The sequence below is a fragment of the Pseudomonas sp. PVC-3-1 genome (assembly GCF_057444315.1).
Genome location: NZ_CM172023.1, coordinates 5,765,827 through 5,778,159, shown reverse-complemented (window position 1 = coordinate 5,778,159; position 12,333 = coordinate 5,765,827). Strand labels below are relative to the sequence as shown.

Below are 12,333 nucleotides of genomic sequence, written 5' to 3'. Positions count from 1 at the left end.
AATCATGAAACTTTTGTCTGGTTAGAGGAGTGACGCCATGCTGGTGATGCGCCCCGCCCAAGTGGCCGACCTGCAGCAAGTGCAGCGTCTCGCCGCGGACAGCCCGGTCGGCGTCACGTCGCTGCCGGACGACGCGGAACGTCTGCGGGAGAAGATCCTCGCCTCGGAGGCCTCGTTCGCCGCCGAAGTGAGCTTCAACGGTGAAGAGAGCTATTTCTTCGTGCTGGAAGACACCGAAACCGGTCGCCTGGTCGGCTGCTCGGCCATCGTCGCTTCGGCCGGTTTCTCCGAGCCGTTCTACAGCTTCCGCAACGAGACCTTCGTGCACGCCTCCCGCGAGCTGAAGATCCACAACAAGATCCACGTCCTCTCGCTGTGCCACGACCTTACCGGCAACAGCCTGCTGACCAGCTTCTACGTGGAGCGCGACCTGGTGAACACACCGATCGCCGAGCTCAATTCCCGTGGCCGCCTGCTGTTCATGGCCAGTCACCCGGAACGCTTCGCCGATGCGGTGGTGGTGGAGATCGTCGGCTACAGCGATGAGCAGGGCCAGTCGCCGTTCTGGAACGCTATCGGGCGCAACTTCTTCGACCTCGACTACACCGAGGCCGAGAAACTCTCCGGGCTGAAGAGTCGCACCTTCCTCGCCGAGCTGATGCCGCACTACCCGATCTACGTGCCGCTGCTGCCGGACGACGCCCAGGAAGCCATGGGCCAGGTTCATCCGCGTGCACAGATCACCTTCGACATCCTGATGCGCGACGGTTTCGAGTCCGACAACTATGTCGATATCTTCGACGGTGGCCCGGCGCTGCACGCGCGCACTTCGGGCATCCGCTCCATCGCCCAGAGCCGGCAGGTGCCGGTGCGCATCGGCGAAGGCGGCAAGGGCAACCGCGGCTACCTGGTCACCAATGGCCAGTTGCAGGATTTCCGCGCCGTCGTCGCCGAACTCGACTGGGTGCCGGGCAAGCCCGTCACCCTGAACCAGGAAACTGCCGATGCCCTGGGCATCGGCGAGGGCGCCAGCGTGCGCCTGGTTGCGATCTGAGGGGAGAGAGCATGATCGTCCGTCCCGTAACCAGCGCCGACTTGCCGGCTCTCTTTGACCTGGCGCGCAGCACCGGCACCGGTTTGACCACGCTGCCAGCCAACGAGCAACGCCTGCAGCATCGCGTGAACTGGGCCGAGAAGGCCTTCCGTGGCGAAGCCGAGCGCGCCGACGCCGACTACCTGTTCGTCCTCGAGAACGACGAAGGCAAGGTGGTGGGTATTTCCGCCGTGGCCGGCGCCGTCGGCCTGCGCGAGCCCTGGTACAACTACCGCGTCGGCCTGACCGTCAGCGCCTCTCAGGAGCTGGGCATCCATCGCGAGATTCCCACGCTGTTCCTGGCCAACGACCTCACCGGGCAGTCCGAGCTGTGCTCGCTGTTCCTGCATGCCGACCACCGTGCCGGCCTCAACGGTCGCCTGCTGTCCAAGGCGCGCTTCCTGTTCATCGCCGAGTTCCGCGAGCTGTTCGGCGACAAGGTAATCGCCGAGATGCGCGGCGTGTCCGATCTGGCTGGCCGTTCGCCGTTCTGGGAAAGCCTGGGTCGGCACTTCTTCAAGATGGAATTCAGCCAGGCCGACTACCTGACCGGTGTGGGCAACAAGGCTTTCATCGCCGAGCTGATGCCCAAGTTCCCGCTCTACAGCTGCTTCCTCTCCGAGGATGCGCGCGAGGTGATCGGTCGCGTCCATCCCGACACCGAGCCGGCGCTGGCCATGCTCAAGGCGGAGGGTTTCAGCTACCAGGGTTACGTCGACATCTTCGATGCCGGCCCCGCCATCGAGGCGCCGACCGAGAAGATCCGCGCCATCGCCGACAGCCAGAACCTGGTGCTGGCCATCGGCACGCCGGGCGACGATGCCGAGCCCTTCCTGATCCACAACCGCAAGCGCGAGGAGTGCCGCATCACCGCCGCGCCCGCGCGCCTGGCCGCCGGTTCGCTGGTGGTCGATGCGCAGACCGCCAAGCGCCTGCGCCTGTCCGCCGGGGCTTCGGTCCGCGCGGTACCTCTCTCCGGAAAACGCAACTGACGCCGCCTGGCGTCAGGGGAGCCTGATGATGAATACCCACTACATTGCCGGCCAGTGGCTGGCGGGCGAAGGCGAGCCGCTGGAATCCCTCTGCCCGGTGAGCCAGGCGGTGGTCTGGTCCGGCCAGGCTGCCGCGCCGCAACAGGTCGCCGCTGCCGTCGCCGCCGCGCGCAGCGCCTTCCCGGCCTGGGCCCGCAGGCCGGTGGAAGAGCGCATCGCTGTGCTGGAGCGCTTCGCTGCGGCGCTGAAAGGCCGCTCCGAGGAACTGGCCCGCGCCATCGGCGAGGAAACCGGCAAGCCGTTGTGGGAAGCCGCCACCGAAGTGACCAGCATGGTCAACAAGGTCGCCATCTCGGTCCAGGCCTTCCGTGAGCGCACCGGCGAGAAGAGTGGCCCGCTGGCCGACGCCACCGCCGTGCTGCGCCACAAGCCCCACGGCGTAGTCGCCGTGTTCGGCCCGTACAACTTCCCCGGCCACCTGCCCAACGGCCACATCGTGCCGGCCCTGCTGGCAGGCAATGCCGTGGTGTTCAAGCCCAGCGAGCTGACCCCGAAGGTCGCCGAGCTGACCCTGCAGGCCTGGATCGAGGCGGGCATTCCCGCCGGCGTGATCAACCTGGTGCAGGGCGCCCGCGACACCGGCGTGGCGTTGGCGGGCAACGATGACATTGACGGCCTGTTCTTCACCGGCTCCAGCCGCACCGGCAACCTGCTGCACAGCCAGTTCGGCGGTCGTCCGCAAAAAATCCTGGCGCTGGAGATGGGCGGCAACAACCCGCTGATCGTGGATGAAGTGAAAGACGTCGATGCCGCCGTCTACACCATCATCCAGTCCGCGTTCATTTCCGCCGGCCAGCGTTGCACCTGCGCCCGCCGCCTGCTGGTGCCGCAGGGCGCCTGGGGTGACGCGCTGATCGAGCGCCTGGTGGCCGTGGCCTCGACCATCAAGGTCGGCCGCTTCGACGAGCAGCCGGCGCCCTTCATGGGCTCGGTAATTTCCCTGGCGGCCGCCGAACACCTGATCAAGGCCCAGGAGCAACTGTTGGCCAAAGGCGCCAAGCCGCTGCTGGCGATGACCCAGCCGCTGGCCGGTGCCGCACTGCTGACTCCTGGCGTCCTCGACGTGACTGCCGTGGCCGAGCGCCCGGACGAAGAGTTCTTCGGCCCGCTGCTGCAGGTAATCCGCTACGCCGACTTCGACGCCGCCGTGCGCGAAGCCAACGCCACCCAGTACGGCCTCGCCGCCGGCCTGCTGTCGGACTCCCGCGAGCGCTACGAAGACTTCCTCATCGAAAGCCGCGCCGGCATCGTCAATTGGAACAAGCAACTGACCGGTGCCGCCAGCAGCGCTCCGTTCGGCGGCATCGGCGCCTCCGGCAACCATCGCCCGAGCGCCTACTACGCGGCCGACTACTGCGCGTACCCGGTCGCTTCGCTGGAAAGCGACAGCCTGAGCCTGCCTGCAACCCTGACTCCGGGAGTGAGCCTGTGATGACCGCCTATGAGATGAACTTTGACGGTCTGGTCGGGCCGACGCACAACTACGGCGGCCTGTCCTACGGCAACGTCGCCTCGCAGAGCAACAGCCAGGCGGCGTCCAACCCGCGCGAAGCGGCGAAGCAGGGCCTGTCGAAGATGAAGGCGCTGATGGAAATGGGCTTCAAGCAGGGCGTGTTCGCTCCGCAGGAACGCCCGGCCGTTGCCTCATTGCGCGCCTTGGGCTTCTCCGGTACCGACGCGGAAGTCATCGCCAAGGCGGCCAAGGAAGCCATGCCGCTGCTCGCCGCGGTCAGCTCGGCGTCCTGCATGTGGACGGCCAACGCCGCCACCGTCAGCCCCAGTGGCGACACCGCGGATGGCCGCGTGCACTTCACCGCCGCCAACCTGAACTGCAAGTTCCATCGTTCCATCGAGCATCCGCAGACCAGTCGCATCCTCGCGGCGATGTTCAATGACGAGCAGCGCTTCGCCCACCACGCCGCTTTGCCGGCAGTCGCCCAGTTCGGCGACGAGGGCGCGGCCAACCATACGCGCTTCTGCAAATCCTACGGCGAAGCCGGCGTGGAGTTCTTCGTGTTCGGTCGCAGCGCCTTCGATAGCCGCTTCCCGGCACCGCAGCGCTACCCGGCGCGGCAGACTCTGGAAGCCTGCCAGGCGGTGGCCCGCCTGCACGGCCTGAGCGATGACGGCGTGGTCTACGCCCAGCAGAACCCGGCAGTGATCGACCAGGGCGTGTTCCACAACGACGTCATCGCGGTTGGTAATGGCGAAGTGCTGTTCCACCACGAAGACGCCTTCCTCGATACCGAGCGCGTGCTCGCCGAGCTGCACGACAAGCTGGGCCGCCGTGGCGGTCGCTTCCGCGCCGTGTGCGTGCCGCGCGACCAGGTCACCGTCGAGGATGCGGTGAAGTCCTACCTGTTCAACAGCCAGTTGCTCACCCGCGCCGACGGCAACATGCTGCTGATCGTCCCGGAGGAATGCCGCAAGAACGAGCGCGTGTGGAACTACCTGTCGCGCCTGACCGCCGAGGACGGCCCAATCCGCGAGGTGAAGGTGTTCGACCTCAAGCAGAGCATGCAGAACGGCGGCGGCCCAGCCTGCCTGCGCCTGCGCGTGGCACTGAACGACGCCGAACTGGCGGCGGTCAACCCGGGGGTGATCATGACCCCGACCTTGCACGACACTCTGGTTACCTGGGTCGACAAACATTACCGCGATCGCCTGGCGGAAACCGACCTGGCCGACCCGCAACTGCTCGTCGAGTGCCGGACGGCGTTGGATGAATTGAGCCAGATCCTTAAACTGGGCTCGGTTTATCCCTTCCAGCAGATTTGAGTGACCGACATGACCGAAAGCCTCCCGCTGATTCTCGAAGACAACAAGGGCGAGCGCCGCGAGACCCACACTGCGCGCCTGGCCATCCGCCTGGAAGGCCGCGAGCTGTGGCTGGAGGCCGACGGCAAGGGCGGCCTGGTGATCTACGCCGACTCCCATGAGGACGATGCGGAGATCCCTCTGCTGGTGGTGCGCCCGCAGGCTGTGAACCAGTTGGGCCTGAGCCTGGAGCTGGAAGCCGCCGAAGTCCACGAACATGGTCCAGACTGTGGATGTGACCATCACCACTGATCGCGGAGTCCGTGGCCGCTCCGGCCGCGGGGAATGATGGAGGCGTCCGCATGCTAGCTTTGGGCAAACTGCTCGAACTGACCCTCGCCGGCCGTGAGCCGACGGAAAAGATTCAGCTCACCTCGGACGGCACCCGTCTGCACTGGCTGGCCGAAGGCGCTCTCGAAATCACCCCGCCGGTGGCGCGGGACAATGGCCACGACCTGCTGCTCTCGGCCGGCATTCACGGCAACGAGACAGCTCCCATCGAACTGCTCGACCGCCTGGTGCATCGCATTGCCCGTGGTGAACTGAAGCCGGCGGCGCGAGTGCTGTTCCTGCTCGGCAACCCCGAGGCCATGCGCCGTGGCGAGCGCTACCTGGAACAGGATATCAACCGCCTGTTCTGCGGTCGCCATGAGGAGGGCAGCGGCAACGAGGCCCTGCGCGCGGCGGAGCTGGAGCGCCTGGCCGCCGCGTTCTTCGCCCGCGAAGGCCGCCCGCGCCTGCACTACGACCTGCACACCGCTATCCGCGGCTCGAAGATCGAGCAGTTCGCGCTCTATCCCTGGGCCAGCGGCCGCGAACATTCCCGCGAAGAGCTGGCGCGCCTGCGTAGTGCCGGCATCGACGCCGTGCTGCTGCAGAGCAAGCCGGGCATCACCTTCAGCGCCTACACCTACAGCCACCTGGGCGCCGAGGCCTTTACCCTGGAGCTGGGCAAGGCGCGGCCGTTCGGGCAGAACCAGGCGGTGAACCTGGATCGCCTGGAAACCATGCTCGAAGGCGTGATCAGCGGCCAGGAGGCAGACGGTGCGCAGCTCGACGGCCTGCAGCTGTTCGCAGTCTCCCGCGAAGTGATCAAGCACAGCGACCACTTCCGCCTGCACCTGGACGACGCGGTGGACAACTTCACCGAGCTGGACCACGGCTTCCTGCTTGCCGAAGACATCGGCGGCACCCGCTGGATCGTGGAAGAGCAGGGCGCACGGATCATCTTCCCCAACCCGCGGGTGAAGAATGGCTTGCGCGCTGGCATCCTCGTGGTGCCCACCGAACTCTGAACTCTGAACTCTGTAGGAGCGAGCTTGCTCGCGAATCGCCCGACGCTGAAGTCGCCGGAAAGATGCATTCGCGAGCAAGGGCTGGGCGCCCCCCTCGATCCTACAGTCTTCCCGCCCTTGTTCCTCCTCTGGCGAGCGCTTAGCATCGGCCCTTTCCGCCTGATGCCCGAGGAGCCTTGCCATGTCCATCATCGACCTTCGCAGCGACACCGTGACCCTGCCCACCGCCGGTATGCGCGAGGCGATGGCGCGGGCCGAGCTGGGCGATGACGTGTACGGCGAAGACCCGACGGTGAACCGCCTGGAAGCCACCCTCGCCGAGCGCCTGGGCTTCGCCGCGGCATTGTTCGTGCCCACCGGCACCATGAGCAATCTGCTCGGCCTGATGGCCCACTGCGGCCGGGGCGACGAGTACATCGTCGGTCAGCAGGCGCACACTTATAAATATGAAGGCGGTGGCGCCGCCGTGCTCGGCTCGATCCAGCCGCAGCCCATCGATGGTGAACCCGATGGCTCGCTGGACCTGGCCAAGGTCGAGGCGGCGATCAAGCAGGACGACTTCCACTTCGCCCGCACCCGTCTGCTGGCGCTGGAAAACACCATGCAGGGCAAGGTCCTGCCCCTGAGTTATCTCGCCGCTGCCCGTGAGATGACCCGGCGCCGTGGCCTGGCGCTGCATCTGGACGGCGCGCGCCTGTACAACGCGGCGGTCAAGCTGGGCGTGGACGCCCGCGAGATCACCCGCCACTTCGACTCCGTCTCGGTGTGCCTGTCCAAGGGCCTCGGTGCGCCGGTAGGTTCGGTGCTCTGCGGCGATGCCGAACTGATCGGCCGCGCTCGCCGTCTGCGCAAGATGGTTGGCGGCGGCATGCGCCAGGCCGGCGGGCTGGCTGCGGCGGCGCTGTATGCGCTGGATCACCAGGTCGAGCGCCTGGCCGAAGACCACGCCAATGCCGAATCGCTGGGCCGCAGCCTCTCTGAGCTGGGCTACAGCATCGAGCCGGTACAGACCAACATGGTCTACGTCGGCATCGGTGAGCAGGCCGGCGCGCTGGGGGAGCATCTGGCCGAACGCGGTATCCGCGTCAGCCCGGCGGCGCGCCTGCGCCTGGTCACCCACCTCGATGTGAAAAGCGCCGATATCCCACGTATTGTCGAAGCTTTTGCCGCCTTTCGTCGTTCCTGACAGAAATTATTGCGCGATAGGGGTTAACTATCGCGCAAAGACACTACAACCTTGATGCGGGGCCGATATAATGCGGCCCTTTGCCGGCGATTCGTGGCCGCATTTTTCCGTGGAAGAACCTATGAAAAGCGCTGAAATCCGTGAAGCCTTCCTCCGCTTCTTCGAAGAGAAGGGGCACACCCGCGTAGCGTCCAGTTCGCTGATTCCCGCGAACGACCCGACCCTGCTGTTCACCAACGCAGGCATGAACCAGTTCAAGGACTGCTTCCTGGGCCTGGAAAAGCGCGCCTACACCCGCGCCACCACCAGCCAGAAGTGCGTGCGTGCCGGCGGCAAGCACAACGACCTGGAAAACGTCGGTTACACCGCGCGCCACCACACCTTCTTCGAGATGCTGGGCAACTTCAGCTTCGGCGACTATTTCAAGCGCGATGCCATCACCTACGCCTGGGAATTCCTGACCTCGGACAAATGGCTGAACCTGCCCAAGGACAAGCTCTGGGTCACCGTCTACGCCACCGATGACGAGGCCTACGACATCTGGACCCAGGAAGTCGGCATCCCGGCCGAGCGCATGGTCCGCATCGGCGACAACAAGGGCGCTCCCTACGCGTCGGACAACTTCTGGGCGATGGGCGACACCGGTCCGTGCGGCCCGTGCACCGAGATCTTCTTCGACCACGGCGCCGACATCTGGGGCGGCCCGCCCGGTTCCCCGGAAGAGGACGGCGACCGCTACATCGAGATCTGGAACAACGTCTTCATGCAGTTCAACCGCACCGCGGACGGCGTCATGCACGCGCTGCCGGCGCCGAGCGTGGACACCGGCATGGGCCTGGAGCGCATCAGCGCCGTGCTGCAGCACGTTCACTCGAACTACGAGATCGACCTGTTCCAGAGCCTGCTCAAGGCTTCGGCCGATGCCATCGGCTGCGCCAACGACGACGCACCGTCGCTGAAAGTGGTCGCCGACCATATCCGTTCCTGCGGCTTCCTGATCGCCGACGGCGTACTGCCGTCCAACGAAGGCCGTGGCTATGTGCTGCGCCGCATCATCCGTCGCGCCTGCCGCCACGGTAACAAGCTCGGCGCCAAGGGCACCTTCTTCCACAAGATCGTTGCCGCGCTGGTCGGCGAGATGGGCGAAGCCTTCCCCGAGCTCAAGCAGCAGCAGGCGCACATCGAGCGCGTGCTGAAGACCGAGGAAGAGCAGTTCGCCAAGACCCTCGAGCAGGGCCTGAAGATCCTCGAGCAGGACCTGTCCGAACTCAAGGGCAGCGTCATCCCCGGCAACGTGGTGTTCAAGCTCTACGACACGTATGGCTTCCCGGTGGACCTGACCAACGACATCGCCCGCGAGCGCAGCCTGACTCTTGATGAGGAAGGCTTCGAGCGCGAGATGGAAGCCCAGCGTGAGCGTGCCCGCTCCGCCAGTGCCTTCGGCATGGACTACAACAGCCTGGTAAAAGTGGATGGCGATACCCGCTTCCTCGGCTACCAGGGCGTTTCCGGCGCTGGCCAGATCATCGCCCTGTTCAAGGACGGCAAGGCCGTCGAGCAACTGAGCGAAGGCGAGGAGGGCGTAGTCGTTCTCGACCAGACCCCGTTCTACGCCGAGTCCGGTGGCCAGGTCGGTGACAGCGGTTACCTGCAAGGTGCCGGCGTGCGCTTCGATGTGCGCGACACCACCAAGGCTGGCGGCGCGCACCTGCACCACGGTGTGGTTGCCCAGGGCAGCCTGAGTGTCGGTGCGGCTGTCAAAGCCGAGGTCGACGCTTCCGTGCGCCAGGCCACCGCGCTGAACCACTCCGCGACCCACCTGCTGCACGCCGCGCTGCGCCAGGTGCTGGGCGATCACGTCCAGCAGAAGGGCTCGCTGGTCGATAGCCAGCGCCTGCGCTTTGACTTCAGCCACTTCGAGGCGATCAAGCCCGAGCAGCTGAAGCAGCTGGAAGACATCGTCAACCGCGAAATCCGCAAGAACTCCGAGGTCGAGACCGAAGAGACCGACATCGAGTCCGCCAAGAACAAGGGCGCCATGGCGCTGTTCGGCGAGAAGTACGGTGATCAGGTTCGCGTGCTGAGCATGGGCGGCAGCTTCTCCGTCGAGCTGTGCGGCGGTACCCACGTGTCCCGCACCGGCGACATCGGCCTGTTCAAGATCACCAGCGAAGGCGGCGTGGCTTCCGGCGTGCGCCGTATCGAAGCGGTTACCGGCGGCGCTGCGCTGGCCTACCTCAATGGCGCCGAAGAGCAGCTCAAGGAAGCAGCGGGCCTGGTCAAGGGCAGCCGTGACAACCTGCTGGACAAGCTCTCCGGTCTGATCGAGCGCAACCGTCAGCTGGAAAAAGAGCTGGAACAGCTCAAGGCCAAGGCCGCCAGCGCGGCCGGTGACGACCTGGCGGGATCCGCCGTGGAAGTCGGCGGTGTGAAGGTGCTGTCCTCGCGTCTCGACGGCCTGGACGGCAAGGCGCTGCTGGCGCTGGTCGACCAGTTGAAGAACAAGCTGGGCAGCGGCGTGATCCTGCTGGGCGGTGTGTTCGAAGAGAAGGTCGTGCTGGTGGCCGGCGTGACCCAGGACCTGACCGCCAAGCTGAAAGCTGGCGATCTGATGAAGCAGGCCGCGGCTGCGGTGGGCGGGAAGGGCGGTGGTCGCCCGGACATGGCCCAGGGCGGTGGTGTCGATGCCGGCAAGCTGGACGAAGCTCTGGCGCTGGCAGTCAAGTTTGTTCAACAGGGCCTCTAAAGGCCCTGAAATACGGGGCCCGCAGCGCGTCCGGCGGGCCTTGGCAGCATGCGGTGATGCATGTTTAATGGGCGCCCTTCAGGAATCAGGCGGCTTTTGAAATGGCTTTGATCGTACAGAAGTTTGGAGGGACCTCCGTCGGCACCGTCGAGAGAATCGAGCAGGTAGCCGAGAAGGTGAAGAAATTCCGTGAAGCGGGTGACGACATCGTCGTGGTGGTTTCCGCCATGAGCGGTGAAACCAACCGCCTGATTGGTCTGGCGAAACAGATCATGGACCAGCCGATTCCGCGCGAGCTGGACGTGATGGTCTCCACCGGCGAACAGGTGACCATTGCCCTGTTGAGCATGGCGCTGATGAAGCGCGGCGTGCCGGCGGTTTCCTACACCGGTAATCAGGTCCGTATCCTGACCGACAGTTCCCACACCAAGGCGCGTATCCTGAGCATCGACGATGCGAACATTCGCGCAGATCTGAAAGCTGGCCGCGTAGTCGTTGTCGCTGGCTTCCAGGGTGTGGACGAGCAGGGCAACATCACTACCCTCGGTCGTGGCGGTTCCGACACCACCGGCGTGGCCCTGGCGGCGGCACTGAAGGCCGACGAGTGCCAGATCTACACCGATGTCGACGGCGTCTACACCACCGATCCGCGTGTCGTGCCGCAGGCGCGCCGCCTGGACAAGATCACCTTCGAAGAGATGCTGGAAATGGCCAGCCTCGGCTCCAAGGTGCTGCAGATCCGCTCGGTGGAATTCGCCGGCAAGTACAACGTCCCGCTGCGCGTGCTGCACAGCTTCCAGGAGGGTCCGGGCACCCTCATTACCCTTGATGAAGAGGAATCCATGGAACAGCCGATCATCTCCGGCATCGCCTTCAACCGCGACGAAGCCAAGCTGACCATCCGTGGCGTACCGGATACCCCCGGCGTTGCTTTCAAGATTCTCGGCCCGATCAGTGCCGCCAATGTCGAAGTCGATATGATCGTGCAGAACGTCGCGCACGATAACACCACCGACTTCACCTTCACCGTGCACCGCAACGACTACCAGGCCGCCCTGGAAATCCTCAAGCAGACCGCCATCACCATTGGTGCGCGCGAAGCCACCGGCGACACCAACATCGCCAAGGTTTCCATCGTCGGCGTCGGCATGCGCTCCCACGCCGGTGTTGCCAGCCGCATGTTCGAAGCCCTGGCCAAGGAAACCATCAACATCCAGATGATCTCCACCTCCGAGATCAAGGTGTCCGTGGTCATCGAAGAGAAGTACCTCGAGTTGGCGGTCCGTGCCCTGCACACCGCTTTTGAACTCGACGCCCCGGCCCGACAGGGCGAGTAAGGCGGGATATACAGAAAGGCGCGGCTACCCCGCGCCTTTTGTCGTTTTTGACTGTCTGACAGGAACTTTCTTTCCGGCAGGACTGGTCAATACTTGGGTGGAGGATTCGCGCACTTGATCTATACGAATCTGCCACCATTTCTTTTTTTGCAGACTGCTTATCCCGTAACACGTAAGGAGAAAGGAATGCTGATTCTGACACGCCGGGTCGGAGAGACCCTGATGGTCGGTGATGACGTCACCGTGACTGTACTGGGCGTCAAAGGTAATCAGGTGCGTATCGGTGTGAATGCGCCGAAGGAAGTTGCTGTGCACCGTGAGGAAATCTACCAGCGCATCCAGAAAGAGAAAGACCAAGAACCAAACCATTAATTTTTCTAAAATTTTTCTTTGCAAACGGGGAAAACATGGATATCATGCGCCCCGTGTTGCGGAGAGGTGGCCGAGTGGCCGAAGGCGCTCCCCTGCTAAGGGAGTACACCTCAAAAGGGTGTCGGGGGTTCGAATCCCCCCCTCTCCGCCATTGCATCCTCTGGTGCGATGAGTTGTCCGGTTACGTAAGTGACTGAAAAGATTGAAAAATCTTGTTGACAGGTCAGAAGAATCTCACTAGAATTTGCGCCCTCATCAGCGCACTCATAGCTCAGCTGGATAGAGTACTCGGCTACGAACCGAGCGGTCGGAGGTTCGAATCCTCCTGAGTGCGCCATATACGAGGCAACGCGAAAGCGGGGCTTCAGTGGCGAAAGGGCTGAAAAGCCATTAGCTGCAACCAGTTGGTGAATCTGGTTAAACTTTACCGACGAC

The 12,333-nt window shown here is 64.5% G+C and carries 10 protein-coding genes and 2 tRNA genes; all 12 read left to right on the top strand.

Going from position 1 to position 12,333, the window contains the following annotated elements:
* The first annotated feature begins 37 nt into the window (after positions 1-37).
* A complete protein-coding gene (aruF, locus tag AC2T4A_RS26580) occupies positions 38-1,054 on the top strand; it encodes an arginine/ornithine succinyltransferase subunit alpha (protein WP_486742175.1) in 1,017 nt (338 codons plus the stop codon).
* 11 nt (positions 1,055-1,065) lie between these two features.
* On the top strand, positions 1,066-2,085 hold the full coding sequence (gene astA / locus AC2T4A_RS26575; RefSeq protein ID WP_478377096.1) for an arginine N-succinyltransferase: 1,020 nt from the start codon (positions 1,066-1,068) through the stop codon (positions 2,083-2,085).
* Between the two features lie 25 nt (positions 2,086-2,110).
* Complete coding sequence (gene astD / locus AC2T4A_RS26570; protein ID WP_486742174.1) at positions 2,111-3,577, top strand: succinylglutamate-semialdehyde dehydrogenase; 1,467 nt, start codon at positions 2,111-2,113, stop codon at positions 3,575-3,577.
* Positions 3,577-4,923, top strand: a complete 1,347-nt coding sequence (gene astB, locus AC2T4A_RS26565; RefSeq protein ID WP_416747823.1) for an N-succinylarginine dihydrolase — start codon at positions 3,577-3,579, stop codon at positions 4,921-4,923. Before astD ends, astB begins: the two co-directional genes overlap by 1 nt.
* Positions 4,924-4,932: 9 nt before the next feature.
* Positions 4,933-5,214 carry a hypothetical protein gene (locus tag AC2T4A_RS26560; protein ID WP_054907334.1) on the top strand — a complete coding sequence of 94 codons (282 nt, stop codon included), beginning with the start codon at positions 4,933-4,935 and terminating at the stop codon, positions 5,212-5,214.
* A gap of 50 nt (positions 5,215-5,264) precedes the next feature.
* Positions 5,265-6,257: a succinylglutamate desuccinylase gene (gene astE / locus AC2T4A_RS26555; RefSeq protein WP_478377094.1), complete on the top strand. Its 993-nt coding sequence runs from the start codon at positions 5,265-5,267 to the stop codon at positions 6,255-6,257.
* Positions 6,258-6,438: 181 nt separating this feature from the next.
* On the top strand, positions 6,439-7,443 hold the full coding sequence (gene ltaE, locus AC2T4A_RS26550; protein WP_486742173.1) for a low-specificity L-threonine aldolase: 1,005 nt from the start codon (positions 6,439-6,441) through the stop codon (positions 7,441-7,443).
* Between the two features lie 121 nt (positions 7,444-7,564).
* A complete protein-coding gene (gene alaS, locus AC2T4A_RS26545) occupies positions 7,565-10,189 on the top strand; it encodes an alanine--tRNA ligase (protein ID WP_486742172.1) in 2,625 nt (874 codons plus the stop codon).
* 101 nt (positions 10,190-10,290) lie between these two features.
* Entirely contained in the window at positions 10,291-11,526 is a 1,236-nt protein-coding gene (locus AC2T4A_RS26540; RefSeq protein ID WP_416747831.1) for an aspartate kinase, read from the top strand.
* 186 nt (positions 11,527-11,712) lie between these two features.
* Positions 11,713-11,898: a carbon storage regulator CsrA gene (gene csrA, locus AC2T4A_RS26535; protein ID WP_003085981.1), complete on the top strand. Its 186-nt coding sequence runs from the start codon at positions 11,713-11,715 to the stop codon at positions 11,896-11,898.
* 60 nt (positions 11,899-11,958) lie between these two features.
* Positions 11,959-12,049 (top strand) — tRNA-Ser (locus AC2T4A_RS26530).
* 109 nt (positions 12,050-12,158) lie between these two features.
* Positions 12,159-12,235 (top strand) — tRNA-Arg (locus tag AC2T4A_RS26525).
* Positions 12,236-12,333 lie beyond the last annotated feature (98 nt).

What these genes read in the sequence shown, in the direction of transcription:
- aruF (WP_486742175.1), top strand. Translation starts at nt 38, where the DNA reads ATGCTGGTGATGCGCCCCGCCCAAGTGGCCGACCTGCAGCAAGTGCAG.
- astA (WP_478377096.1), top strand. Translation starts at nt 1,066, where the DNA reads ATGATCGTCCGTCCCGTAACCAGCGCCGACTTGCCGGCTCTCTTTGAC.
- astD (WP_486742174.1), top strand. Translation starts at nt 2,111, where the DNA reads ATGATGAATACCCACTACATTGCCGGCCAGTGGCTGGCGGGCGAAGGC.
- astB (WP_416747823.1), top strand. Translation starts at nt 3,577, where the DNA reads ATGACCGCCTATGAGATGAACTTTGACGGTCTGGTCGGGCCGACGCAC.
- AC2T4A_RS26560 (WP_054907334.1), top strand. Translation starts at nt 4,933, where the DNA reads ATGACCGAAAGCCTCCCGCTGATTCTCGAAGACAACAAGGGCGAGCGC.
- astE (WP_478377094.1), top strand. Translation starts at nt 5,265, where the DNA reads ATGCTAGCTTTGGGCAAACTGCTCGAACTGACCCTCGCCGGCCGTGAG.
- ltaE (WP_486742173.1), top strand. Translation starts at nt 6,439, where the DNA reads ATGTCCATCATCGACCTTCGCAGCGACACCGTGACCCTGCCCACCGCC.
- alaS (WP_486742172.1), top strand. Translation starts at nt 7,565, where the DNA reads ATGAAAAGCGCTGAAATCCGTGAAGCCTTCCTCCGCTTCTTCGAAGAG.
- AC2T4A_RS26540 (WP_416747831.1), top strand. Translation starts at nt 10,291, where the DNA reads ATGGCTTTGATCGTACAGAAGTTTGGAGGGACCTCCGTCGGCACCGTC.
- csrA (WP_003085981.1), top strand. Translation starts at nt 11,713, where the DNA reads ATGCTGATTCTGACACGCCGGGTCGGAGAGACCCTGATGGTCGGTGAT.